The 25,114-nt window shown below is 67.1% G+C and carries 23 protein-coding genes and 1 pseudogene; 19 read left to right on the forward strand and 5 right to left on the reverse strand.

Annotated features, from left to right (window positions below; all coding sequences use genetic code 11):
• Positions 1–448 precede the first annotated feature (448 nt).
• From LUX31_RS32015 to LUX31_RS32050, 8 genes are all read left to right on the forward strand, one after another.
• Complete coding sequence (locus tag LUX31_RS32015) at positions 449–697, forward strand: hypothetical protein (protein WP_235478791.1); 249 nt, start codon at positions 449–451, stop codon at positions 695–697.
• A gap of 524 nt (positions 698–1,221) precedes the next feature.
• Complete coding sequence (locus LUX31_RS32020; RefSeq protein WP_235474615.1) at positions 1,222–3,024, forward strand: reverse transcriptase/maturase family protein; 1,803 nt, start codon at positions 1,222–1,224, stop codon at positions 3,022–3,024.
• A 702-nt stretch (positions 3,025–3,726) separates the two neighbouring features.
• Complete coding sequence (locus LUX31_RS32025) at positions 3,727–4,008, forward strand: hypothetical protein (RefSeq protein ID WP_235478792.1); 282 nt, start codon at positions 3,727–3,729, stop codon at positions 4,006–4,008.
• A gap of 204 nt (positions 4,009–4,212) precedes the next feature.
• A complete protein-coding gene (locus LUX31_RS32030) occupies positions 4,213–5,187 on the forward strand; it encodes a hypothetical protein (protein ID WP_235478793.1) in 975 nt (324 codons plus the stop codon).
• A 56-nt stretch (positions 5,188–5,243) separates the two neighbouring features.
• Positions 5,244–6,752: an amino acid permease gene (locus tag LUX31_RS32035; protein WP_443046018.1), complete on the forward strand. Its 1,509-nt coding sequence runs from the start codon at positions 5,244–5,246 to the stop codon at positions 6,750–6,752.
• Positions 6,752–8,146, forward strand: a complete 1,395-nt coding sequence (locus LUX31_RS32040) for a glutamine synthetase family protein (protein WP_235478794.1) — start codon at positions 6,752–6,754, stop codon at positions 8,144–8,146. Before LUX31_RS32035 ends, LUX31_RS32040 begins: the two co-directional genes overlap by 1 nt.
• On the forward strand, positions 8,139–8,855 hold the full coding sequence (locus LUX31_RS32045) for a GntR family transcriptional regulator (protein WP_235478795.1): 717 nt from the start codon (positions 8,139–8,141) through the stop codon (positions 8,853–8,855). Before LUX31_RS32040 ends, LUX31_RS32045 begins: the two co-directional genes overlap by 8 nt.
• Positions 8,856–9,053: 198 nt before the next feature.
• Positions 9,054–9,830, forward strand: a complete 777-nt coding sequence (locus tag LUX31_RS32050) for a zinc-dependent metalloprotease (protein ID WP_235478796.1) — start codon at positions 9,054–9,056, stop codon at positions 9,828–9,830.
• Between the two features lie 366 nt (positions 9,831–10,196).
• Here the strand turns inward: LUX31_RS32050 and istB (LUX31_RS32055) are convergent, their stop codons facing one another.
• On the reverse strand, positions 10,197–10,970 hold the full coding sequence (gene istB, locus LUX31_RS32055; protein WP_235478797.1) for an IS21-like element helper ATPase IstB: 774 nt from the start codon (positions 10,968–10,970) through the stop codon (positions 10,197–10,199).
• 60 nt (positions 10,971–11,030) lie between these two features.
• Entirely contained in the window at positions 11,031–12,506 is a 1,476-nt protein-coding gene (gene istA / locus LUX31_RS32060; RefSeq protein ID WP_443046085.1) for an IS21 family transposase, read from the reverse strand.
• 317 nt (positions 12,507–12,823) lie between these two features.
• Between istA (LUX31_RS32060) and LUX31_RS32065 the strand changes: the two genes are divergently transcribed.
• From LUX31_RS32065 to LUX31_RS32080, 5 genes and pseudogenes are all read left to right on the forward strand, one after another.
• Positions 12,824–13,000, forward strand: coding sequence for a hypothetical protein (locus LUX31_RS32065; RefSeq protein WP_235478799.1), 177 nt, complete (start codon positions 12,824–12,826; stop codon positions 12,998–13,000).
• A gap of 87 nt (positions 13,001–13,087) precedes the next feature.
• The gene (locus LUX31_RS32070) at positions 13,088–14,080 is read left to right on the forward strand and encodes an endonuclease/exonuclease/phosphatase family protein (RefSeq protein WP_235478800.1); all 993 of its coding nucleotides are present in this window, start codon (positions 13,088–13,090) and stop codon (positions 14,078–14,080) included.
• A pseudogene (locus LUX31_RS37735) lies at positions 14,077–14,628 on the forward strand (endonuclease/exonuclease/phosphatase family protein); the annotation flags it as partial. The gene LUX31_RS32070 and the pseudogene LUX31_RS37735, both read left to right, overlap by 4 nt.
• Before the next feature lie 70 nt (positions 14,629–14,698).
• Positions 14,699–14,917 (forward strand): hypothetical protein, encoded by a 219-nt coding sequence (locus LUX31_RS32075; protein ID WP_235478801.1) that lies wholly within the window; start codon positions 14,699–14,701, stop codon positions 14,915–14,917.
• The gene (locus LUX31_RS32080) at positions 14,914–16,221 is read left to right on the forward strand and encodes a CPBP family intramembrane glutamic endopeptidase (RefSeq protein ID WP_235478802.1); all 1,308 of its coding nucleotides are present in this window, start codon (positions 14,914–14,916) and stop codon (positions 16,219–16,221) included. Before LUX31_RS32075 ends, LUX31_RS32080 begins: the two co-directional genes overlap by 4 nt.
• A gap of 303 nt (positions 16,222–16,524) precedes the next feature.
• Here the strand turns inward: LUX31_RS32080 and istB (LUX31_RS32085) are convergent, their stop codons facing one another.
• A complete protein-coding gene (gene istB / locus LUX31_RS32085; RefSeq protein ID WP_235478803.1) occupies positions 16,525–17,349 on the reverse strand; it encodes an IS21-like element helper ATPase IstB in 825 nt (274 codons plus the stop codon).
• Positions 17,349–18,590 carry an IS21 family transposase gene (gene istA, locus LUX31_RS32090; RefSeq protein ID WP_235478804.1) on the reverse strand — a complete coding sequence of 414 codons (1,242 nt, stop codon included), beginning with the start codon at positions 18,588–18,590 and terminating at the stop codon, positions 17,349–17,351. The genes istB (LUX31_RS32085) and istA (LUX31_RS32090) overlap by 1 nt, the downstream gene beginning before the upstream one ends.
• A 316-nt stretch (positions 18,591–18,906) precedes the next feature.
• Here istA (LUX31_RS32090) and LUX31_RS32095 point away from each other — a divergent pair, with 316 nt between their 5' ends.
• Positions 18,907–19,761, forward strand: coding sequence for a GntR family transcriptional regulator (locus tag LUX31_RS32095; protein ID WP_235478805.1), 855 nt, complete (start codon positions 18,907–18,909; stop codon positions 19,759–19,761).
• A 125-nt stretch (positions 19,762–19,886) separates the two neighbouring features.
• On the opposite strand, the gene LUX31_RS32100 is transcribed toward LUX31_RS32095, so the two are convergent.
• Positions 19,887–21,221 (reverse strand): helix-turn-helix domain-containing protein, encoded by a 1,335-nt coding sequence (locus LUX31_RS32100; RefSeq protein WP_235478806.1) that lies wholly within the window; start codon positions 21,219–21,221, stop codon positions 19,887–19,889.
• A gap of 240 nt (positions 21,222–21,461) precedes the next feature.
• Here LUX31_RS32100 and LUX31_RS32105 point away from each other — a divergent pair, with 240 nt between their 5' ends.
• Genes LUX31_RS32105 through LUX31_RS32125 form a run of 5 tightly spaced genes read left to right on the forward strand, consistent with a single transcriptional unit; the run spans position 21,462 to position 25,113 of the window.
• Positions 21,462–22,070 carry an rRNA adenine N-6-methyltransferase family protein gene (locus LUX31_RS32105; RefSeq protein ID WP_235478807.1) on the forward strand — a complete coding sequence of 203 codons (609 nt, stop codon included), beginning with the start codon at positions 21,462–21,464 and terminating at the stop codon, positions 22,068–22,070.
• The gene (locus LUX31_RS32110) at positions 22,058–23,236 is read left to right on the forward strand and encodes a bifunctional metallophosphatase/5'-nucleotidase (RefSeq protein WP_235478808.1); all 1,179 of its coding nucleotides are present in this window, start codon (positions 22,058–22,060) and stop codon (positions 23,234–23,236) included. Before LUX31_RS32105 ends, LUX31_RS32110 begins: the two co-directional genes overlap by 13 nt.
• Positions 23,229–24,041: a TauD/TfdA family dioxygenase gene (locus LUX31_RS32115; RefSeq protein WP_235478809.1), complete on the forward strand. Its 813-nt coding sequence runs from the start codon at positions 23,229–23,231 to the stop codon at positions 24,039–24,041. The genes LUX31_RS32110 and LUX31_RS32115 overlap by 8 nt, the downstream gene beginning before the upstream one ends.
• Entirely contained in the window at positions 24,038–24,592 is a 555-nt protein-coding gene (locus tag LUX31_RS32120; protein WP_235478810.1) for a dCTP deaminase, read from the forward strand. Before LUX31_RS32115 ends, LUX31_RS32120 begins: the two co-directional genes overlap by 4 nt.
• Complete coding sequence (locus tag LUX31_RS32125) at positions 24,589–25,113, forward strand: dCTP deaminase (RefSeq protein WP_235478811.1); 525 nt, start codon at positions 24,589–24,591, stop codon at positions 25,111–25,113. Before LUX31_RS32120 ends, LUX31_RS32125 begins: the two co-directional genes overlap by 4 nt.
• Position 25,114: the final 1 nt, after the last annotated feature.

Consider the following 25,114-nt stretch of genomic DNA (forward strand, 5'->3'; position numbering starts at 1 on the left):
ACTGCATCCTCCAGCGTCTCAAGTCTCCTGTGTACGCACGGGAGCTGCCGATCTTGCCACCAGAGCTCAGAGTCTCGCACTCCGAGTTCCCTCTGTGCAGCCCCAACTGCATCGTCCGGCATATACCAATCCACGCGCCAGTGCGTATGCAGTACACATTCGATTGCGTATGAACCTGCGCACGCGCCACTGTAGTTGGGCGCACCGGTTAGGAAGTCACGCTCAGGCCGGAGTGCTCGGCGAGCGCCTTCGTGTGGTGGGGCTGGTGAGCAGCTCCAGGAAGATCCGCGCTCGGGTTCGGCCCAGTTCATGCTCGGAACTTCCGCAGCGTGGGAGCAGGACTTTCACGCTGCGGGGCTGTACGAGCCACTGCTTCACGACGATACGGAGAAGGTGTCGGCGTAATGCCTCCGACAGCACGACCCGAACTGGCCAGGGGTGACCTCTGGTGACGCTTACGTTGACGGCCGTCCGCCTGGTGCCCGGCGCGACCCTCGCCGATCCCGACTTCCTGGCCGTGACCTTCGGGCAGGAGAGACGTGTCGAGGGACGCTCCCTGTCGAGTGCAGACGAGCGCCGGGTCGGCCAGATGCGGCGGATCGTGGCAGAAAGACTCCGGTTCTGGCGACTCGACCACCTTGCCGATGACTTCCAGCTGATCGTAAGTGAGTTGGTGACGAACGCACGTGCGCCATGAGGCGCTCTGTTGTATCCCCGGTTGAGCCGGGAGGAACTGAAGGGAGGTTCTTGGGCCTGATGACTTACCTGGACTCGAAAGGGGAAGGGGACCGCAGCATGTCAGGAAACCAGCGATCGTGTTCAAGTGTGGAAGCGATGCGCTGGGGGGCCCGCGCGATATGGCGAAAGCTGGATTGCCTGAACCCCAATCTCCAAAGGATGAAATGTGTCGCATCCGCCGGAAACCTGCACTTGCCACCGGCGCCGCATCCTGCGGTGGAGTAAATGCGTATCCACCGCACCCTTCGGATAGCGGAATGATTCCCAATGAGGGAATTCAAGGAGATGAGTGGGGCGCCTAAGTCGCGCTAGACACGTACAACAGAGACGAACATGGGATCACCTAAAGGATGCGAATCCCAAGGTGACGGAGGCCCCGTAGTAGTCGCAGGAGTAACGACCTGCCAAGGAGGACGGGAAAGCCGTCTACAGGGCGAAGGGGGCCAGGTGATTCGGACATCACGATGCTGGGAGGTATGCGTAATGCAGAGCGCCGAAGCGGTACTTGATGTCCTGCGTGAACGCGGCAGGCGCGGCCTGCCGTGCGATGAGCTGTATCGACAGCTGTTCAACCCGAACCTGTATCTGCTGGCCTACGGGCGCGTCTACGCCAACCATGGCGCGATGACCCCCGGGGCCTGCGGGGAAACCGCAGACGGCATGTCCGAAGCCAAGATCGGGCACATCACCGAAGCCATGCGCCACGAGCGCTACCGCTTCCGTCCGGTACGGCGCGTCCACATTCCAAAATCCAACGGAAAGACGCGCCCCCTCGGCCTGCCGTCCTGGTCGGACAAACTTGTCGGCGAAGTAATGCGTCTCCTGCTGGAGGCATATTATGAGCCGCGGTTCTCCGGCCGCTCCCACGGTTTCCGTCCCGGCCGGGGCTGCCACACGGCACTGTCCGAGGTGGCACACAAATGGACCGGGACAACCTGGTTCATCGAGGGAGACATCTCCGACTGCTTCGGCTCGCTCGACCATGAGGTCCTGCTGGCCATCCTGTCGGAGAAAATCCGCGACAACCGGTTCCTCCGCCTCATCCAACAGATGCTCAAGGCGGGATACCTGGAGGACTGGAAATGGCACGCCACCCTGTCGGGTTCCCCGCAGGGAGGTGTCCTCTCTCCACTCCTGTCCAACATCTATATGGACCGGCTGGACACCTTCGTCGAAACAGTTCTCATCCCGGAATACACCCGAGGGACCACCCGGAGGAAGAATCCGGAGTACCAGAAGCTGGAAAACGCGATCTGGAACACCCGGCAGCGGCTCGCCAAGAGAAAGGAGCACACCGAGTCCGCTCAAGTCCGCCAGTGGCGCAAGGAGTTGCGCCGTCATCCGGTCGGTGATCCGCATGATCCCGGCTACCGGCGGCTGCGCTACATCCGCTACGCGGACGATCACCTCCTCGGGTTCACCGGTCCCAAGGCCGAAGCCGAGACGGTCAAACAGCGCCTGGCCGCGTTCCTGCGTGACGATCTCAAGCTGGAGCTCAACCAGGGCAAGACGCTGGTCACCCACGGCCGCACCCAGGCGGCCCGCTTCCTCGGCTACGACATCACCGTTCAGCACGCCGACGCCAAGGTCTCCCGGGGCGGCCGTGTCAATCGCGGCATGCGCTCCATCAACGGGAAGGTGTCGCTCCGCGTGCCCAAGGACGTGATCAAGGCCAAATGCGCCCCGTTCCTCAAGCGCGGCAAACCCGCGCACCTGGACCCGCTGACTGGATGCACACCCTTCGACATCGTCAGTCTCTACGGAGCCCAGTACCGGGGCATCGTCCAGTACTACCTGCTGGCCGGCGACGTCTGGAAACTCGACCGGCTCAAGGGGGTCATGCTGACCTCCCTGCTCAAGACCCTGGCCGCCAAGCACCGGTCAAGGGTGACCTCGATGGCCAACCGCTACAAGACGACTATCAAGACACCCCAAGGACCGCGCAGGTGCTTCGAGGCCAGAATCGAACGAGAAGGCAGGAAACCACTGGTCGCACGGTTCGGTGGAATTCCCCTCACCCGGAAACGGACGGCCGTCCTCGACGACCTTCCGTCCACTATGTTCACCCCGCGCAGCCGCCCGCGCGGCAGCCAACTCATCGATCGGCTCCAACGCGGACGGTGTGAACTCTGCGAGAGGCGAACTGAGGTGCAAGTACACCAAGTTCGTTCCCTCGCGGAGCTACACGGCCAGAGAGAACAGCCAGCCTGGACGCTACTGATGCTCAAGAAGCGGCGCAGAACGCTCGTGGTCTGCCCGCCTTGTCACGGAAGCATCCATGCATGACCCGGGTGACGAACACGCAGTAGTCACTGGAGAGCCCGCTGCACCGAAAGGGTGCACGGCGGGTTCGGGCCGGAGGCCACTGGAAAAGGACCCGCACAGCGGAAACCTCGCCAGTGGCCTACCGGTACTGTGGTACGGAGAGGGCGAGTCCGTGTGTCTCCGTCTGTCCTCTACCCCGAAGGCCATCCGCCTGAGTGTGGAGGACGGCTCACCGAAGGAGCCGCGGCTCAACAAGGCTCCCGGCTTGGATGCCGAGGGCGGCCGGGGCCTGTTTCTGGTCCAGGCGTTCGTCACTGAGCTGGGCGGTACCTGGGGTTCCTCCAAGGACGGCACCACCACTTGGTGCGAGGTACCGCTCACGCCGGCACGAGTGGGCCCCGCACCACTCCCGGCGTCCTCACGATGACCGCCGACTCGGAGACTCCCCCAATGACGAGGACGGCTGAGGCTTCTTCCTCGCCCGCTCCGTCACCAACGACCCTTTGCGCGAAGGACGATGACATGGAACACGCCGTGGCTTCAGGCGCGCGCGAACACTTCCCGGATGCTCCGCTCCGGCCTGTACGTCCGCAGACCTGGAGCGGCTGTTTCTCCACCCAGCCGGATGCTGTACCGGCCGCACGTACATACGCCCGTACGCGATTCACGATGATGAGCTGGCCGGGAGACCAAGAGGACGCAACCGAAGTCGTCTCGGAGCTGGTGAAGAACGCCGTTGAACACGTCGGGCCGCAGCACCCCGCAGGCGACGTCGTGCTGGATCTGACCGTCACCGAAGACGAGACACTCCTGATCGCCGTGACGGACCAGAATCCGGAGTTCCCCGGATTCATCGAGGCCGTCTCCGCGCAGAAGAGCACGGGACTTCCCCGCGTACGGGAGCTTGGCGGCGCGACCACCTGGAGCCCTTCCCCCGACGGGGACAAGAAGATCGTCCAGGTCCGACTCAGGCCACGCTCCTCCCTGCTCGCCGATTCCCCCTGATCGGCCGCCGGGTCGCAGTCATCAGGCTCTGGCTCCAGCACACGGACCGGGAACCAAGTTGGCTGCCGTTCGGCGGCTCCACCCCCTTTGCTTTGAGGACTTCACCCCTCATGTCCCTCTTACGCACACAGGGCCAGTGCATCCCTCTGGCCACCCCGTTTCGTTCGATACGGGGGTGCGCCGATGCCTGTCGATGACAGGTCCTTGACGGATCACCCCGCGGGCGGCGACATCGCGCTGTATCCCGTCTTCGAGGAGCTCAAGCTCGGCCGCTACCGGGTCGTGAAAGAAGTACTTGCCGAGACAGGCCACAACTGGCAGCTACGCACGTTCCGCAGCCAGGTCATCGCCCTGTACGCCGCCCAGACCCGGGCCATCGACTACTGGCACCAGGAAGAACCCCGCAACCCGGACGCACTGATGATGTGGGCCCGCGTTGTCACGCAACGCATGTTCCAACTCCAGCACTCCGCGAACGACCCCAGGGTGATCAACGCGGCCCATCACGCCCGCCGTGCCTGCCACGTTGCCATACGGGCCTGTCCGCAGGATCCGGTGCCACGGGTGGATCTGCTGGCACTGGCGCAGTTCGACGCCGACCCGAGATACCAGCAGAAAGCGGAGCACTGGGCACCCTCGCAGACCGAGGATGCCCTGCCGGAAGGGCCGTGGCCCCTGTTCTGGGCGGTGCGCCAGCGCGATCCGGAAAACCGTGAGGCCTACCAGCGCATGCTCCAGTTCTTCTACGCCCGCGGTGCCGGAGCGCACGTTTTCGCGCAGTGGACGGCGATGCGGGCGGGTGAGTGTTCGAGCCTGCTGATGCTGCCGTTGTACGCATACGCCGAGGACTTCCGGCACCGGCGGAACAGCCAACAGGCCAGCGACTTCACGTACTGGGCGGACCAGCGGGTGCGGCATTACGTGAAGCGAGCGAGAGACGGCTGGTTCAAGTACCTCGATGCCGAGACGTGCAGCTCACCAGCCCTTTCGATCGACCTCAACCTGTTGGCATACGCGCTCACCGTGAGCGGGATGAAAGGCGCCGGCCCCGTCTTCCGGGCCATCGGCCCGTACGCCACCGCTATGCCGTGGCAGACCCTCGATCCCCGGCCCAACTGGGCCGACCGCTTCTTCAAGGCCCGTGACTACGCCCTCAATCAAGAGCCCGTCAGTCACTGAACAGGCGTTCCAGGCCATACCACCTCTCCCCTACGACACCACGAGGACATATCCCCTTGTCTCGAAGAAGAACCGCAGCCCTGCTCGACGATGACGCCGTGCTGATCGCTGAAGGCATCACACCCACGCTGGTCCGCAAGATGGGCGGGTTCGGGAACTATTCCGTTTCCTTCTCCGTCATCTGCATCCTGGCCGGCGGAATGACCCTGTTCGGGTTCGGTCTGCACAACGGTGGCCCGGCCGTGATGGTGTGGGGCTGGGTCGGCATCTTCGCCATGACCCTGGTCCTAGGCGCCTGCCTGGGAGAGGTGACGTCGGTATACCCCACGTCCGGCGCCCTCTACCACATGGCTCACCGCCTCGGAGGGCCCGGCTGGGCGTGGGTGACCGGCTGGCTCAACCTGCTCGGGCTCGTCGGCGCCATCGCCGGCATCGACTACGGCGCGGCGTCCTTCATCGGCGCGTTCGCCAGTCTTCAGTGGGGCTTCGAGCCCACGCCGGAGAACACCATGGCGATCTTCGTGTGTGTTCTCTTCCTGCACGGCCTGCTGAATTCCTTCGGGGTGGGCCTGGTTGACGTGCTGAGCAAGATATCCGTGTGGTGGCAGTTCAGCGGCGTCACCCTCATCGTCGGCGCGCTCCTGCTGGCCCCCGGCGAACGGCAGTCCCCGGCCTTCGTCTTCACCGAGTACTACAACGACTCGGGCATCAGCAACCCGCTGTACGGGGCCGGAGTCGGCTGCCTCATGGCCGCGTACACGTTCTGCGGATACGACGCCTCCGCCCACATGGCCGAGGAGACCACCGAGGCGCAGAAGGCGGCTCCGTGGGGCATGGTCCACGCCATCGTCTGGTCGGGCGTCGCGGGCTTCGTGCTGATCGTCGGAATGCTGTTCGCCATGGAGAGCTACACCGGCACGCTCGGCACAGCCACGGGCGTCCCGCCCGCGCAGATCTTCATCGACGTCCTGGGCACCGGCATGGCCAAGTCCCTGCTCGTGGTCGTCATCGTGGCTCAGCTCTTCTGCGGCAACGCGGAGACCGCCGCCGCCAGCCGGATGGCCTACGCCTTCTCCCGCAACCAGGCGCTGTGGGGCTGGAGACTGTGGAGCCGGGTCAACGCCCGCACCGCGAACCCCACGCCCGCGGTGTGGCTGTGCGTGGGCATTGCGCTGGCCCTGGCGCTGCCGAGCCTGTACTCGCCGACCGCGTACGCCGCGGTCACCGCGATCAACGTACTGGGCATCACCCCCGCCTACGCGATCCCGGTCTTCCTGCGGCTGAAGGCCGGCGACAGGTTCAAGCAAGGCCAGTGGAACCTGGGACGGTTCAGCAAGCCCCTGGGCGTGATCGCGGTCACCTACGTGGTCGTGCTCACCGTCTTCTTCTGCCTGCCGCAGGCCTATCCCCTCACCACACAGTCCTTCAACTACGCGCCGGTCACCCTGGCCGTCGTGCTCCTGCTCGCATGGATCTCATGGATGACCACAGGCAGAAAGAACTACTCCATGCCTCTGCCAGCCTCTACTGCTGAAGACTCCAAGATCGCAGGAGGCATGGTCTGATGACCAGCCAGAATCCCCAGCCCGACCTGACGGCACAGTCCGCGGGACTGCTCTCCGTCGACGAACTCACCACCCTCGTGACCGGTGGGGAGATCACTGCGGTGATGGTCGGCGTCCCGGACATGATGGGCCGCCTCAAGGGCAAGATCCTGGACTCCGTGCACTTCCTGGCCCAACTCCCAGCCGGCCCGGCGATGTGCGCGTACGTCCTCGCCTCGGACGTGGACATGAACACAGCGGGCGGCTTCGGCCTCGCGGGCTGGCACACCGGGTACGGCGACCTCCACGTCGTCCCCGACCAGAAGGCCATCCGACGGCTGAGCTATCTGCCCGGCACCGTCCTCGTGCTCGGTGACGTCGAGAATCCCGACGGCACTGCCGTCGACGTCGCCCCGCGACGGATGCTCCGCGAGCAGCTGAGGGTCCTCCTCGCTCGCCACCAGGTGGAGGTGCGGGTCGGTGTCGAGAGCGAGTTCGTGCTGTACCAGGGCACCGAGGCCCAGATCCGCGACGCCGGGTACCAGGGGATGACGCCCGCCTCGCCGCACAACCTCGACTACGCACTGGAGCACCCGACGGTCTTACGCGCGTTCTTCCACGACCTCCGGGACGCCCTGGCCCAGGCCGGCTCCCCGGTCGAGGCGGTCAAGACCGAGGGAGCGGCCGGTCAGGTCGAGGTGACCTGGCCGTACGGGGACCCGGTCCGGGCCTGTGACGCCTACGCCGTCCACAAGCACGCGGTCCGCCACATCGCCGCCCACCACGGCATGACGTCCACGTTCATGGCGGCCCCGCAGACCGGTGTCGGCTCCGGCCTGCACCTGCACGTATCCCTGTGGCGCGACGGCGTACCGGTGTTCACCCCGCGATCCCATGGCGAACTGCCCGACCTCCTCCACCATTCCGTTGCAGGGCTGCTCGGCGCCCTGCCGCACCTCGCACCGCTGTACGCGCCCACCACCAACTCGTACAAGAGGTACGCCGCCCGCTCCTTCGCCCCCACGAACTTCACCTGGGGAGTAGACAACCGCACCTGCGCCGTACGGGTCGCGGTCCACCGCGAGAACACACGGCTGGAAGTACGGCTGGCGGGCGCCGATGCCAATCCGTACCTCGCCCTCGCCGCCGTGGTCGCGGCGATCAGCCACGGCCTGACCGGGCACCCGAAGCTGCCGGAGCCGGTCATCGGTGACGCGTACACCGACGTCGACTCGCTCCCGGTGCCCCGCACCCTCGACGAGGCACTGACCGATTTCCGGGAGAACCACATCGCCCGGCACGCGTTCGGCGAGGAAGTGCTCGACCACTACGCCCGTGCCGCCGAGATTGAGATCGCCGCAGAGCGCGGTCAGGTCACGGACATCGACCGCGAACGGGGGTTCCTCCGTGCCTGATCTCGCTGCCCGGTCCAAGCAACTGACCGCCCAGCGCACCGCGGCTCCCACCGTGATCAGCCGACTGATCGCTGACAAAGTCATCGGCTCGGTGTCCTCTGTGGGTACTTACGTCCTCGATCCCGCCGACCCTGCCAGCCGGCCAGAGCGAATCGGACCAGATGTGACCGGGCGGGACCGGGTCGAGAAGGTACTGCGGGCCCGGATAGCGAATGGCACCTACCCGGTGGGCAAGAAGATCCCCGCCCTCACACGACTGGGCAAGGAACTCGGCGTCCCTGAGTGGAAAGTCCGCCAGGCCGTCCGACGGCTGGCCGATGCGCGACTCGTCATGATCGTGTTCGGGCGGGGCACCGTCGTGACGGATCCGCGCGCCCCGACGGCCGGGCCTGTCCATCGCGTGAACGTGGGGGACGGTCGCGAGGAGGACTGGGTCATTCCCCGGCCTGGTGTCACACCTGCGGCGCACATCAGGGAAGTCGTGACACAGAGGCTGTCCAACGGAATGTACCCGCCTGGAGGGCGGTTGCCTACCCGAAGGGCACTCGCTGAAGAGTTCGGCGTGAGCGTAAGTGCTGTTCAGAACGCATTCAGGCAGCTCAAGAAGCAGCGCCTCATCTTCAGCCACGTTTCACACAAGGCCCTGTTCGCGGCTCCCGTATCCGAACAGCCGCCCTCTGGAGTCCTTCCCAGCCAGGACTCCGTGTGACTCCCGCGCGCGGCAGCCCCGTCGCAGTCCGCTGCCGCGCGCGGGTTCCGCTCCTTGTTGCCGGGCCTCACCTCCCCGGCCAGGCAGCAAGGAGCCCAGACAGAAGCAAACGAGAATATTTCCCTGGAGAGCAGCACGATGCCCCCTGTTGTCATACGCAACCAAGCCGGCCGCCGGTTCGCGCCGCTCGCGGACCGCTTGAAGACCATCGCAGACGAGACGTTACCGCTGGTCGAGAGCGTCACCGGGCTGCCGCTGCCTGACCCCGTGGTCATCCGGCTGATGCGTCCCCGCGCCTGGTGCTCGGCCCACGCCCGCATGAGGCGGCAGCTCCTGATGGCCGAAAGCGCCGAGTTCTCCATCCCCTGGAGGGACCTGGCCGGGATTTCCGCCGCCCTCAAGGCCGGGAACAAGGAACGCCGCCGGACATGGCCTCTGATCGGAGCCCTGTGCGCGGCGCTCACACCGGATGAGCCGGAGATGATCGTCCTGCCACAGTCACTCCGGGAGGGCGGAGTCCTCGACAGCGAGTCCTTCCTGTTCAAGACCGTCGCGCACGAGGCAACCCACCTGGCGCAGTACGCGGCGTCGGAGGGAAAGATGTGGGCGGCACAGGACACCCTGTTCCCACACCTACGCGGTACGGCGGACCGCGACTACCAGTTCCTGGTGGAGGGCCACGCCCACTGGGCGGACCACCAGGTCACCACCAAGATCCTCGGCGCCCCGGCACCTACGGATGGTCTCAGCCCGCACGCCAGCTCGCGCTTCCGAGCCCTCCAGGATTCCCTCCGGGGCTCAGGAACGCGCGAGTTCCTCGACCGAGCGACGAGCAGCGTCGGCGACATCATCGCCGAACACGGTCTCGACAACTTCAACCAGGTCTGGGCGAGCCCGGACCTGGTGCCCACCACTGACGAGAAGGACGACCCAGCTGCCTGGCTGGCCCGATTCGTATTCCTGAGATCCGCATGACCTGCCGGCGGTCCGTGGCCGCTCCGCCCGTGCCGGACGGCACAAGAGTTCCGGTCGCCTGAAAACTCCCGCGCATGGCAGCCCCGTTGAAGTCCACTGCCGCGCGCGGTTCCCCCTCCCCGTTGCCGGGCCCGCTGCCCCAACGCCCGTCCGGCGACAGGGAGGAACACACCGCAGACACCCTTCGTTCCCCGAGCCTTGACGGTGGCCGGGGAGCAAAGGGGCTGATGAAGTCGATACCTGAGGGACAGGCTTTTGAAATTGTCAACGGTCATTGAGATGCCCAGGTGGGTGGCCGTTGGGTGTCCAGGCTGGTGGCCATCAGAAACCCAGGTGTGTGGCCAGTGGTGTTCCTGGGGGTGGGGGTCAGTTCAAGGGGACCACTCCCTTCCCGGCGAGGGCCTCGGCGAGGCGATGCGAGTCGCCGGTGGTGGTCACGAGGTGAGCGTGGTGCATGAGGCGGTCGGTGCTCGCGCCCGCGAGAGTCTTCGGCATGATCGTGTCGAAGCCTGAGGGGTGGATGTTGCTGGTCACCGCGATGGACCGGCGTTCGTAGGCGGCGTCGATGATGCGGTAGAACGCCTCGGCGGCGTCCTCACCGACCGGCAGCAGGCCGATGTCGTCGATGACGATCAGATCAGCCCGGCAGATCCGGGCGACGGTCCGAGCGGTGGACCCGTCGACCTTCGACTTCCCGATCGCGGCGCTGAGCGTCTCCAGGGTGAACCAGGACACCCGCAGGTCGTTCTCGATCGCGGCCTGGGCCAGGCCCTCGGTGAAGTGGCTCTTGCCCGTCCCCGACGGGCCGGCGATCACCAGATTCTCGGCGCGACCGATCCACTCCAGCGTGATCAGGGAGTTCTGGGTGGGTTCGGGGATCGTGGAGTCCTCGGCCCGCCAGGAGCCAAGGGTCTTGCCGGTGGGGAAGTTCGCCGAGTGGCGGCGAAGCCGCCGGGTGGCCGCGTCCCGGCCGGTGACCTCCTCGGCTATCAGCAGCCGCAACACCTCGGCGGGGTCCCAGCGTTGTGCGCGGGCGGTGGCCAGCACGTCGGGGGCTGCTTTGCGCATATAGGGCAGGCGCATGCGGCGCATGAGCTTGTCGAGTTCCTCGGGGATCGCGGGCGGGCTGGGAAAAGACATGGAGGTGCCGTTCTCTTGGGTGATGTGCGGTCAGAATGCGGTGGCGGGCGGCGTGTTGGCTCAGCGGCCCAGGGCCTGCCAGCCGATGGTTCCGTTCTGGACGGAGTGGGACTCGTCCGCGCGGACGACCTCGCCGGCGGGCTTGCTGTCGGCGATGTGTCCCAGGATCGAGAGCAGGTCGTCGTCGGCGAATCGCCCGGCCGTGGCCGCAAGGCCGAGGGCCTGGTCGACGTGGTCGTTGCCCAGGACGGTGGCCAGCTCGACCGCGCGGGCCATCTTGGCGCGGATGCGGACCGCGCCGGCGGGTCCGGCCTCCTTGAGCCAGCGCCCGGCTCCGGGGCCGATGCCCACGAACGCGATCTCCGCTTCCGAGCGGGGCCGCAGCCTCGGCTGGTGGATGCTGCGGCCGTCGGGATGGTCGGGGTAGTGCTCATCGATGATCTGCGGAACACCCGGGGTGGAAAGCTGGTGGCGCCAAATCTCCGACAGATCACCGGAGTTGGTGCGGGCGGTGATGGAGAGTTCCTCGCCGACCACCCGGCACCACACCTTGGCCCCGGTATAGCCCGGCGGGGTCGAGTAGCGCACCGAGTTGAAGCTGATCGTGCGGTCCGAGCCGACCAGCCTCTCCTCGCCCAGCGCGAGCGCGAGCGGCTCGATGGGCAGGACATGCAGTGTGGTGCGTTCGACGTCCAGACGGCTCGCGGGTATCTGCCCGGTCGCCCGGTGACGGCGCGAGTTCACCGCATCGCACCAGGTCAGGCAGGCATCGGCGAGCTCGGCGAAGGTGTCGTAGGCGGCCAGCAGGTTCGCATCTGTGGGCACCAGGTCGGCCTTCGCGATACGGACCGTGGCCTCCGCACCGCCCTTCGATTCGGGGTCGTAGGGCACGCAGCTGACCACCTGGCAGCCGTAATGCCGGCCCGCGGCGACCATCTGCGGATGACGTACCGGGATCCCGGCGATGTGCTCGACGGTGACCGTCTTCGCGTTGTCGGTCAGTACATACGTCGGCGCCCCGCCGATCCGCCTGAGCGTGGTGTCCAGGCAGGCCACCAGCGTGCCCAACGTGCAGTCCCAGACCGGGATCACGACCCTGAACCGCGACCAGGACAGCCATGCGCAGAACAGCCAGGTCCGTCGGCTGCCGATGCGCGGCCCCTCGCCCCAGTCGAACTGCAGCCACCGGCCCGGCTCGGGTATCCACGGGCGGTACGTTCGGCGCTTGCCCGCCTTCCACGCCAGTTTCGCCGCGTTCACCGCCCGTCTCGTCGAGCGTGCGCTGCCCCGGTAGCCCATCTTCACGAGCTTCTCGTGGACCACATCGGCGCGGATCGTCGCCTTCGACTGCTCGACCCACTCCTCGACCTTCTCCAGGAACGCATCGATCATCTTCGGCCGCGGCTCTCGCTCATAGGGATTGCGCCCGCCGTTGCGGGCCTCGACATACCGCTTGACCGTCTTCGGGTCGTGCCCCGCCAGGGCCGCCGCCGACCAGACCGTCCCCGTCAGGTCGTACGCCTCAAGGATTTCCATAATCTCCGTGTCAGACTTCGTCACAGGACCTCTCCGGCCGGTAGCTGATGCGTGCAAACACCAGCAAACGGTCGGAGGGGTCTCCTCCAGTTAAGGAAGTGATCAGGAACACCACTGGTCAGACGGCCATCCACCTGGAATTCCGGTGGCCATCAGCCTGGACTCGGCTGGCCGCACATCTGGACTTTGCCACGGCCGCCGTCAGAAATCAGGGCCGCCTCCATAAACACCCCGATCTCGGAGTACTCCAACCATGCGCCCGCACGGAGAAAGCGCGCACGAGAACAGGGCCGCAAAACAGAAGGGAAGGGGGCCGAATGAACAGCCTCCCCGCCAGAGAAGAGCGCATCGACCAGGTCGTCCTGGAGTTGTTGTTCGGGTTGACCCAGTTGGCCGCCCGCTTCAACACCCATATCTGTCCTTGGGGCCAGCTCCCCAGCTACGACGCCGAGGCCTTCGCTCCGTTTACCGCCACCGACCAAACGCACCGCTGAGCCTGCGCCATCACACAAACCCTCTTTCTCTCCTCGGCATGACGGTGCCGGGGGCAGAAAGGGGCCCGAACTGAACAGGGAGAAAAATTGAGCAGTCCCAAGGACGAGTTCCGTGTCCTCTCGTGGAATATCGAGCACAACGGGGTGGACAAGGACGGCTCCACCGCGCGCTGGGACCTGGCCATGGACGTCCTGGACGCCATCCAGCCGCATGTACTGCTCCGGCAGGAACTGACACGTGCCGATCGGGACGGCCAGAGCATGGTCTGGAACGAGGCACGCCGGCTCGGCCACCACTTCCCGTTCCTTGCTACCGCCACCCCGGAATCCGCCAACCCGACCGGCGTGTACCTGGACTACGAGGTGTGCCAGCCGACCAACCACTATGAGCACGGCACCAAGCTGTGGCACCCGGTGTGCAACCCGGTTGCCCTGCTCAAGGGCGCCACGCAGGCGTTGAGCCTCGGATCGTTCCACCTCTGTTCATGGGACCCGGCAACACGTGCGACGGAGGCGAAACGGCTGACCACGCTGGGCAAACCGGGCATGGCAGCGATCATCGGAGGCGACGGGAACTCCTACCCACACAGGCTGAACGACCGTACTCCGCTGCCGGATTGGTCGAAGGTCGAGGACCGCAGCCACTACGAGCACCGCACGATCGTCCGGGACGGCAAGCGGATCTCCGACACCGTTGCACACGAGATCCTCTGCGGTGAGCACGAGGGGCACCCACCCGTCTTCGTCGACCTGGCGTACTACGCCGCGACCGAACTCGGTCAGGAGACAGCCCTCAACCCGACGGCGTCGCTATGGAAAACCAACCAGGGATCACGCCAGCGGATCGACTGGGTACTTGCGACACCGCAGGTCGCGGGCTGCCTGACCAGTCTGCGGGTCGTGGTCAATGATGACGTGATCGCGGCCTCCGACCACCCCCCGGTGCTCGCCACGTTCAGCTTCTCCGCTCTGCGCCGTGTCCTGTCCTCCGAGACTGCCGGCGCTCGGGTTCGCCAGAGTTCTGCAGCGGCAGGCAACGCCGACGCCTTCGCGTCCTTCACCGTTGAGGGGTCGGCATGAGAGCGCGCGCCGCGACCTGGAATATTAACGGCGTCTCGGGGAAAAGCCTCAGCCAACAGGCGAAGGTCCTCGCGAGCCTCGAAGTGGACATGCTCACCTTGCAGGAGTGCAGGCGGTGGGACGAGGACGAGCGGAGCCGGCTGGCGTCGATGGCCTACGCACTGGGCCTGGCACCGGTTGACATGGCGCCCTCCCATGTCGGTGATGGCCGCAACTTCACCACGATGCTCTACCGGCCTTCGAAATTCCGTCTGATGGGTTGGCGGCAGCTGGCCGAAGGCATCTTCCACCATGCACTGATCCGGGCTCGGTTCCGTCCCGTCGACGAGGCGGAGGACGAGCGCAGCGAGTTCCTGGCCTTCGGCACTCACCTGAGCTGGACCGACGGCGAGACCCGACTGAGGGAAGCCCGCTGGATGACCGACTACGCCGGAGATTTCCCTGGCGTGCCACCCCGGGCACTGCTCATGGGCGACATGAACTGCCCCAGCCCGATGTTCGACCACGCTGACTGGACCCAAGTTCCGAAGAATCTGCGATCACGCTACTTGATCGTGCGGGACGACGGGACGACGGGACGACGGGACGTTCGGGGACGCCGACACCCGGGCCATTCAGGTGCTCCTGTCCTCCGGCTGGCAGGACCCCGAGATGCTCACCGGCAGGCCCCGATCCGAGACCGTCGGCTACTACTACGCCAACGAACCGGTTCCGCTGCGCTTGGACCACATCCTCGTGCATGGCCTGCCGGTGCACGACTACCGCACCCCGGACACCGGGCGCCTGTCCGATCACCGTCCCGTCGTGCTCGATGTGGAAGTGGGAGCGGGCGTATGACTTCCACGATTCCCGCACCAGAGCTCGTCCAGCCCGCCGGTGCCCCTTCCACGCCCCAACTCCGCCCCGACGACGCCATGGCCGCTCCGTTACCGGACCGGCCGGCACGCCGCGTTGTCGTGCACGTGGTCGGGCTGCTGCTGCTTGGCTGCTACTGGTCATTGGCCAGGGGTGTGATGGCCGTCGGTGCCATGTACGGCGTGCAGTGGTCGGCGCAGGATGTCCTCCGGATCGGCCTTGGCCAGGTCGGTGCCTCCATGGTCCTGTTCTTCTGGCTCATGTGGATGGTCATCGCCCGGACCGGTCTTAGCCCTCGGGTCTCCAACCGATCGCGCCTGCTCCAGCGTTCGGCCGCTGCCGCCTGCGGCATAGCAGCCATGTACTCGGCAATTCCCACCTCCAGTACGCTCGCACGTTTTGCGGGACAGATGATCTTCGCCTGTGTACTCGTGTGGCTGACCGTCGAGGTGACCCGAGCCCACGGAGTCTCCCTCGGCGGCAAGCTCCCTGCCACGCCCGCCCAGCGGCTGCGCGACTGGAAGATCGGCTGGATGGCCTTCGTCGTCTGTGTCGTATCAGGAGCGGCGGCTGCCCTGATGGACAGCCTCATCCGCTGGGCCGGGATCGAAGGCATACCCGTCATGCAGGGCGATCAACTGTCCGTCCTCGGTATCGACAGTCCCGGGAAATTTGCCCTCGCCCTCGTGAGGACGGTGGCGATCGAGGACGTAGTGGTAGTTGCGGCCACGACCGCACTGCTGACGGCCGCACGCCGTCCCGCATGGGAGGTCTACACCCTTGCAAGCGTCATCGAAGTCCTCATGCACGCCTACACCGGGCTCCCTGCGATCATGGCGGTCCTCTTCGCTGTCGGCCGCGTCTGGCTGTACCGGCGTTATCGGAGTCTGCTGCCCCTCATGGCCGCCCATGCCGTCTTCGATGTCAAAGGCGGCGATCTTCCACTGCTGGACCTCGACTACGTGTACCGGCTCGTGCTGGTGCTTCTTGTCTGGGCCGTATTCATCTGGATCAGCCACCGGCTGATGACTGCCGCCGCTACCGAAGCCCATTCGCCGCCCACGAGCTGGCTGCGCCCTCGCCAACCACGCTTCCTTGATCTGGAGAAGGCATGTCTGAGTCGTCCAACGAGGCGCACGTACCCGAGCCCGCGTAGGCGGCTCGATCCGCGACATCTCCGGCCACACGAACCGCTCGTTCGGAGCCGTCCGTCGCAGGCCTTTGGACGCCGGTGTGAAGTTGCGCGGGCGCGGCTGAACACGCAACCCGGACGGACCGGTCTGTGAGACCCCCGGCGCGGAGGGAGCACGGCCCCAGCCGCCCCTTGCCACAGAGGCAGGTCAGCACTCCGTGTCGGGATTCCGCACCACCCCGGACCCATTCGCTTCGAGGAAGAACACCATGCGCAAGTCGCCTTCCGCCGAGGTGGCCGTATCCACCGCAGGCGTTCCGCACGCGCAGGATCGGACAAGATCCTCGGCCGTCTGAAGCTCCCGCGCGCGGCAGCCCCGCGAATTGTCGGCGGCGGCTGAACCTGGACCCAGTCTGGACAGGTGAAATCTGACCCGGGTGTCTTCGGTTCGGTCGTTTCAGTCGTTGTCGGTAGTGGCGGGGACGCGTCCGAGTTCGCGTCCTCGCATGCGGAATGAGTCGCCTTTGAGGGAGTGGACCTCGGCGTGGTGGACGAGGCGGTCGATCATGGCGGCGGCGACGGTCTCGTCGCCGAAGACCTCTCCCCAGCGTCCGAAGGGTTTGTTGCTGGTGACGATCACGGACGCGCGTTCGTATCGGTTCGAGATGAGCTGGAAGAACAAGTTCGCGGCCTCGGCTTCGAAGGGGATGTAGCCGACCTCGTCCACCACGATCAGCGGGTAGCGGCTCAGCTTGGTGAGCTCGGCCTGGAGCCGTCCGGAGTGGTGGGCGGCGGCCAGGCGGTCGACCCACTCGGCGGCGGTGGCGAAGGCGACGCGGTGTCCGGCCTGGCAGGCGCGGACGGCGAGGCCGATCGCCAGGTGTGTCTTCCCAGTGCCCGGCGGGCCCAGAAAGACGGCGTTCTCCTTGCCGGCGATGAAGTCCAACGTGCCCAGATGCGCGAGCTGTTGTCGCGTCAGGCCGCGCAGATGGGTGACGTCGAGCTCCTCGATCGTCTTGATCGCGGGGAAGCGGGCGGCACGTACTCTCGCCTCGCCGCCGTGTGATTCGCGGGCGGAGACCTCGCGTTGGAGGCAGGCGACGAGGTATTCGGCGTGGGTCCAGGACTCCTTGCGGGCGCGTTCGGCGAGCCGGTCGGCGGCGTCCAGCAGGGCCGGGGCCTTCATCGCGCGGGCGAGGAAAGCGAGGTCGGCGATGGTCTGGGAGCCGGTCCTACGGCCCGCTCCGGTGCTTTCGGCCGGGGCACTGGTGGTGCGAGGCATCAGCCGGCCTCCCTGTCGCCGCCGCCTTCGATGACGGTGAACAGCCGGTCATAGGCGCCGAGTTCGCGTTGCTCGACCTCGACGAGCGGACCGGCCTCGACCCGGGCGGCCTGCTGATGGCGGGCTTGCCCGCGCATCGTCTGGCCCGCAGCGGCGTGATCGGGATCGGTGAGGGTCTGGTGGCGGGCCCAGCAGCGGGGGTGGCGGGCGACGATCACGCCGCCGGGCGCCAGCGCGATGACTTCGTCGTTGTCGGTGAGCACGGTGACGGTGCGTCCGATCGCCTCGGGGTGCACGGAGTAGTCGTTGGTATCGACGCGGACGTAGTGGTCACGCCCGATGCGGGTCTGCATCCGCCACCAGGCGGGCGGGTCGACGGGCGGCAGGGTGAGCATCCCGGCCCGGTCGGTCTCCCAGCGGTCGGTGGGACGGGCCTGCAGGGTGCGGTGCAGGCGCCGGTTGGCGACCGCCAGCCAGGTGGTCAGCTGGGTGTTGAAGTCGCTGGGGCCGCTGAACGTGCGGCCGGGCAGGAACGAGGTCTCGAGATAACCGTTCGCGCGTTCGACCAGCCCTTTCGCCTCGGGGTCACGGGGCCTGCAGAGGTAGATCTTGGTGGCGAGCAGGCCGGCGAACGCGGCGAACTCTGCGGTGAGCTTGCCGCGGCCGACCCCGGCCTCGTTGTCCCAGACCAGCGTTTTGGGCACGGCGCCCCACCCGTTCAGCAGCCGCCAGTGCCCGTCGATCAGGTCGCCGGTCGTGCGGGAGGGCAGCATCCGTGCGGCGATCACCCGCGAGTAGCCGGACACCATGACCAGCACCGGCGGTCGCCCCGTCTGCCCGTAGCCGAGCGGGATGTCCGCGTCGGGGAACCACAGGTCGCACTGGGCCAGCTCGCCCGGCTGATAGGTCGTGCGGGAGACCGGATCGACGGGAACGTAGGCGGGCCGCAGTTCCCGCACCCGCTCCTTGAGGACCGTCATCCCGCGCTCCCATCCGATCCGCTCGGCGATCACGGTGGCGGGCATCGTCGGGGTCTCCCTGAGCAGCTCACGGATCTGCACCTCGACCGCGTCGACCACCGAGCCTTTGGCCGGCCGCTCGTACTTCGGCGGCCGGTCACTCGCCAGTGCACGTTTCACCGTGTTCTTCGAGATGCCCAGATGCCGGGCGATCGCCCGGATCGGCATCTGCTCGGCCCGGTGCAGCCTGCGGATCTCTGCCCAGTCCTCCACGCGGATCACCCTTCCCTCCTGACCTTCCGATCAAGATCAGGTTCAGGCGAAGACCACCGCGAGGGTCACTTTTGATCCGCCGTCAGAGGGTCAGAATTCAGGCGTCGCCGAGACGAATCCCTTGTGCCGCGCGCTGGTTCAACCCCTCGTCATCGAGCGATGTTCTGACTCCCCGCTCGCCGACGGGACGCGGGCGCTTCGTTCCCCGGACCGTCGGTGATTCAGGGAACGAAGGGCCGGCTTCCGGTCCTGTGTCGCCGTGTTGGGGCACAGCGACACAGGATCCGGTACTCACCAATCCAGCACCCATCCGATGGAGACCACCGTGACCAGCGGCGAACCCTACACCGAACCCGTCAATCAGATGGGCACCGGTGCCCACGCCGAAGAGCGCCGACGCACACACGCGAGCGACGCCCCGCCCTGGCACCAGCACCTCAAAGAACTGCCCGTCTACACACCAGGCGTACGGCTCACCCACGACGACCGTGCGCGGTACGCGTACGCGGTCACCGCCGCCCACCGCGCGGGAGGATCCATGCTCGGCATCGCCGCCTTCCTGGGCTGCCCCTTCGCACTTGTGCACCGGCTCGTCGACCTTGGGAAAGGCTTCGACGAAGCGAGCGAGGCCCATCGGGTGGAAACGGTCCTGCGGTCCCGCATCGCCGACGGCACCTACCAGGTCGGTGACGTGCTCCCCTCACGGGAACGGCTGTGCGTAGAACTCGGTGTCCTCAACGACTCCGTGCGACGGGCTCTGGCCCGACTGGTCCATGCCGGACTCACCCTCGGCATCCCCGCTCTCGGCACTGTGGTCATGGACCCCGACACCCCGCCCCCCGGATCCACCCTCCAGGTACGCAAGCGATCGGGGCAGATACAGACCTGGACCCTGCCGAGTACCGAATCCCCACGCATCCGGGATGTGATCACGGGGCGGATCAAGGACGGCACCTATCCGGAAGGCAGCAGGATCCCCGGCACCAAGGCGCTCACCGAGGAATTCGGCACCACCGACGGCACGCTCAAGTCCGCCCTCAGACCGCTGAAGAGACTTGGAATCCTCAGCGGCACCCGGCAGGAGGGGACGTTCGTCCACTCCTCGGCCCTCGGCTTGCTGACCGAGGCGCTAAAAAAGGGGGAACTCAGGATGCGCAACAAGCCATGCGTCGCACCCTGAATCCAACAATTGCCGATTTGATCACGGCTCTTGAAGAGGTCGCACCGTTTCCTCGAAGCGGATCGCATCATCAGGTACTGCACGGACCCGTGTGCGGTCCGAACTGGCGGGGTTCTGCCGATGGGTTACGCGGCGACTTGGTCCAGCAGTTCGCGGACCCCCTCAGCGTGCGGGTACGCCTCGAACGCCGGAACGAGATCACGCACGAGGCTGACGCACCGCGGGGCACCGATGCGCTGGGCGACCTGAAGTGCTTCCAGCGCGGCCGAGGCCGCGCGTTCGGGTTCTCCCAAGTCGAGGTGACTGCGGGCTTCGTAGGCGCGGAAGACGCCACGGGTCTTGTCGCGGCTGGGTGGCAGCAGCTTCCGGCCCTCGCGGATGAGCTGGTGGGCGCGGTGGGTGTCGCCCAGGTCGAGCAGGGCCTGGCCCGAGTCGACGGCCAGATCGGCGCTGGACATCCACGCGCACCACGCCGGTACGGGTTCCCCGGACGAGGCATCGAGAAGGCGCTCGGCTGCAGTCAGGGCCCGCAGGGTGGCGCGCTGCTCGCCTTGTGCCGCCAGCGCCCGGGCGAGCCGGAGGTGGAGCAGGGACCGGGCAGCGGGGTGCCGGGTCCCGGAAAGGGCGCGTTCGAGAATGCCGGCGGCCGTGCGCGGATCGTCCCGCCAGGAGGCCTGGTAGGCGAGGTCGCCCAGCAGCGCCGCGCCCATGTCGCGGTCGCCTCCCGTATGGGCGCTGTGCAGGCCGGCGATCCAGTACTGGCTCGCCTCGGCGTGCAACCCGTAGTCGAACCGATGCCAGCCCACCGTCTGGCTCAGGCTTGCGGCGAGTGCGTGAAGGCGCAGCTGGACCGGCCGGTTGTACCGGCTGCCTTCGATGATGTCCGTGACCGTGGTCAGGAGCGCGTCAACCAAGGGCGCGGTGTGCTGTCGCTGTTCAGGCGCCTGGACGGTCAGGCGGGCGCTGGTCTCTTCGAGCAGGGAGACCAGTTCCTCCCCAACAGGTTTCGTACCGTGTGCCGGATCGCTTGTCACGGCCCAGATATCGGGCGATGCCCAGGTGGTGGCCAGAGTGACCAGGGCACTGCCGGAGATTGCGGTCAGGAAGGTACGGCGGGAGCGGGAAGAGCGTTCCATGGTCGTTCGCAATGCCTCTCGGAGTGCGGTGACCGAACTGGCTGGACCGAGCGGGATCACCATGCCGCCAACTCCCGGCAGCCAGTTGGGCCACGAGCGAGGATCAACTGCTCCGGCAGGGACCTGGAGTACCTCGGCGATGTAGGCCTGCGAGTCGGCATCGGGCGTGACGCCCTCTGCCTCCCACTTGTAGACGCGTTGCTTGGTCGCACCCGATCGCAGACCGCGGCGTTCGGCAGCGCCGCGGATCTCCCGGGCGAGATCAACTCCTGTCATCCCGCGCGCGATCCGGGCCTGCGCCAGCGGGTGCGTCTTCTCGGCCACGCTGTCATCCAATCACCGGTGCCTGCGCTGAGCGTAGCCGCGAGCGCGTCGGGATTACCGGGGGATGACCGTCAACTCCTTTTACGGCACGCGCAGTTGCCCGACACTCGATCACTCCAGCGACCAGGAGCTGGCCCCCAAGGCGGTCTCGGCCAGCACCCATGGGCCGAGGGCCTTGTCTCCATCACCAGTACGCCGGACTCCGGCGTCGCGTGCATGCATCGTGAAGGGAACTCAGTGATGCAGCAGTCACCGCTCATCGGCACAGTCCCGGCCCCCGCTGACGACTTCGCGGCCAGCGGGTTCCAGGTACGCGTGGACCTGGGGCAGCATTTCCTGCGTTCACCCGAATCCGCTCTCCGGCTCCTGGAACGGGCGGAGATACCGAGCGGAGCCCAAGTCCTCGAGGTTGGCGCGGGCCTGGGCACGTTGTCCGCGACGATCGCCGCGGCGGGCTACCGCATCTGGGCGGTGGAGAAGGACCACCGGCTGAAGCGCCAACTGGAGCGGCAGCTCGGCGAGTTCGGCGACAGCGCCCGGGTCACGATCGACGACGTCCGTCACGTTGATCTCGACCAGGGGTTGGAGGCGGGGAGCACGCTGGTGTCGATCATGCCGTTCGCCCCGGAGTTGGCGGCCGCTCTGGTCCGCCATGTGTTCGGCTCTCAGCGGCTGGTGCGGGGCCTGGTGGTGATGCCGATCCTGGGCGCCGAGCAGCTGGCGGCCGACGGGGGTGTCGGCCTGCGGGTCGAGGAGGTGGACGGCATCGCGCGGGCGAACTTCTACCCTCCGGCGCCGTCGGTCCTGCGCGTGGTGGCCATTGAGAGGACCCGGCCATGCTCGAAGTGATCGCCACCGGCTGCTTCCACTCCGCTCTCCCCGACGGCCGCTCCGCGTTCGCCGCCGTCCGGTCGGCGAAGGCGAAGGGCGCTGTGGTCGTCGACGCCGGGGACTTCTTCTCCGGCAGCGCCTTCCACACCTTCTCCCAGGGGCGGGTCGAGGAGCGCCTCCTGTCGGAGCTGTACGACGCCGTCGTGCCCGGCAATCATGATCTTCCCGATCTGATGCGGCTGCGGGATCCGGATCGCTTCCCGCCGGTGGTCTGTGCCAACCTCCGCCCTCCGCCCGCGTTTGCGGGCCGCTGGGTCAGCGGCCTGATGCTGGAGCGTGGCGCGCATCGTCTGGGCGTCGTCGGCTATCTGGGGCGGCAGGCCTTCGAGACGATCCCCGCCCATGAGCGGGCCGATTTCACGTACTGCGACCCGACCGCAGAGCTGATCGGCGCGGAGGCGGCCCGGCTGCGGGAGGCCGGCGCCGACATCGTCATCGGGGTCAGCCACACGGGTTTCCTCGCCGACGTCGCCGACCAGGAGACCGGCTGGCCGCTGCCTGTGGTGGTGGCTTCCCACTGCCACTCGCCGTGGTCGCACTGGACGGAGACCGGCCGGCACGTCGCGAAGCCCCCGGCCGCCGGAACGGGCCTGCTGCGCATGGTCCTCAGTCCGTCCGGTTCCCACCGGGTCACCCAGGAGACCTGCCCTCCCTCCGCGTCGTCCGGCGACGGCCTGGAGGCCGACCTGGAGGCGTACGAGGCGTGGGGTCAAGAACTTCTCGGCACTCTGGAGGCACCGCTGGCGGACCGCCGCGACGTCGCCCGCCGTCTCGCCGACCATGCCCGCCGCATCCTCGGTGCGCAGACGTTCGTGCTCAACCTCTACACCCTACGCAGCGGTCTGCCGCAGACCGTGACGCGCCGGGACCTGATGGCCTGCGCCCCATTCGACAGTGACCTCGTCGTCCTGGACGCCCCATGCCCGCTCGACGTCCTGACGGCCCGTTCTCACGCCGTCGGCGAAGAACTCCTCACCGCCACCTCCGACTCTGCTCAAGGTCCGAGCCCGGTCGTGACCACCGGCTATGTCGCCGACCGCCTCGGCTTGCCCGCCCACCCTGTCCATCCCCCGCGCACCCTGCGCGACACCCTCACCGATCTCGTTCGGAGTCCTCATGAGTGATGTGCTGACCTTGAAAGGCCGCGAACTGACCAGCGGCCCGCACGCACCTGGCCAATTCGCCGACGCCGTCACCGGTCCGGGCGCGGGCCGAGCCCTGGTCCAGTTCGAGGGACGGGACCACCCGCTGAACCTGGAGCTCAGCTTGAGTCTGCTCTCCAGCCTCGGCCCCGTCGTGTCCGTGTATCCGGGCGACGGCTGCTGGAGCGACCTGGCGGTCAGCCTGGCCGCCGACCCCGGGCGCACGCATGGCATCGGGGAGAACCGGCTGCACGTCGACCTCGTCGACCGTGACCGGCTCCCTCGCTACATCGCCCTGTATTGCGTCCGCGCCGACCCGCTGGGTGGCGGGGCATCGGCGCTCGCCGACCTCTGGCAGGCCGCCGACGCGCTGTCGAACGCCGACCGTGCGCTCCTGACCGAGTCGGCCTTCTCTTACTATGCCGACGCTGACGTGCACGGCGTCGGCGAGAGCCTGGACCGGTTCCCCGTCCTGCCGCCCCGGATCGACGGCAATGAGCCAATCCGGTTCACCGCCAAAATGGGCCCGCACCTCGATCTCGGCGAACTCCTCGACGCCGAGGAGCCCCAAGCGGTCGCAGCCGCGTTCGGCCGGTTCGTCGACACCGTCTATGCCTGCCGCTCGACCATCCGTCTGCAGCCGGGCGACCTGCTCGTCGTCGACCAGCACCGCTACGCGCACGGCCGGATGCCGCTCGGCGACGGCCAGGACCGCTATGGCGCCGACGAGCGGAGGCTGCTGCGGCAGACGTACGTCGGTGCGGGAGCAGTCGGAGGCACGCGATGATCCTCACAGGCCCCGCGATCCGCGAGTCGGTCGAGGCCGGGCGCATCACGATCGCCCCGTTCGACGCGGATCTGCTGAACCCCAACAGCTACAACTACCGCCTCGGCAGGACGCTCAAGCAGATCATCAGCGATCCGACCGACCCGACGCGCCCGGCCGAGACGGCCGTCATCGAGCTGCCCGAAGAGGGGTATGTCCTGCGTCCGGGCGTCGTGTACCTGGGCGCGACTGTTGAAACCCTCGGCAGTGCCGAGTTTGTGACGAGCCTGATCGGCCGTTCCTCGCTCGGTCGGCTGGGCATGTTCTTGCAGATCTCCGCCGACCTCGGTCAGCTTGGCCCCGCTCACCGGTGGACGCTGGAGATCAAGGTGGTTCAGCCGCTGCGGGTCTACCCGGAGATGAGGATCGGGCAAGTCAGCTTCTGGGCGCCGGTCGGGGGCCGTCTGCTCTACACCGGGCACTACGCCCACATCAGCGAGCCCGCCCCGTGTTCCCCGGCCGTGGCGGCCGGGGTCGGCGCGGCACTGGTGCGGCAGGAGGTGGCTGCATGATCCTCACCGGTCCCGAGATCGAGGCACAGGTGAAGACCGAGGCCATCCGCATCAATCCCTTCGACGCCGGGCTGCTCCAGCCGAACTCCTACAACTTCCACCTGGGCGAGCGCATCGGCTGGTACACCTGCGAGGTCCTCGACTGCGCCCGCGAGAACCCGTTCGAGGCGCACACCATCCCCGGCGAGGGCATGGTGCTGGAGCCGGACCGCATCTACCTGGCCTCCACCCGCGAGGAGATCGGCAGCGACTCCTATGTGCCGATCATCCGCGCCCGCTCGTCGGTCGCGAGACTGGGTCTTTTCGTGCACTGCACCGCCGACCTCATCGACATCGGCTCCTACGGGCAGCTCACCCTGCAACTGCACGCCGTGCAGCGCGTAAAGATCTACCCGGGGCTTCTCATCGGACAGGTGACCTTCTGGGTCCCTCTAGGGGAGATCGTCCTCTACGACGGGAAGTACCAAGGGTCCGAGGGGCCGCGGCCGTCACTGGTCCATCGCGACTTCGAGGCCCGGTGAC

Source organism: Streptomyces sp. GQFP, from assembly GCF_021545335.1.
GTDB lineage: Bacteria > Actinomycetota > Actinomycetes > Streptomycetales > Streptomycetaceae > Streptomyces.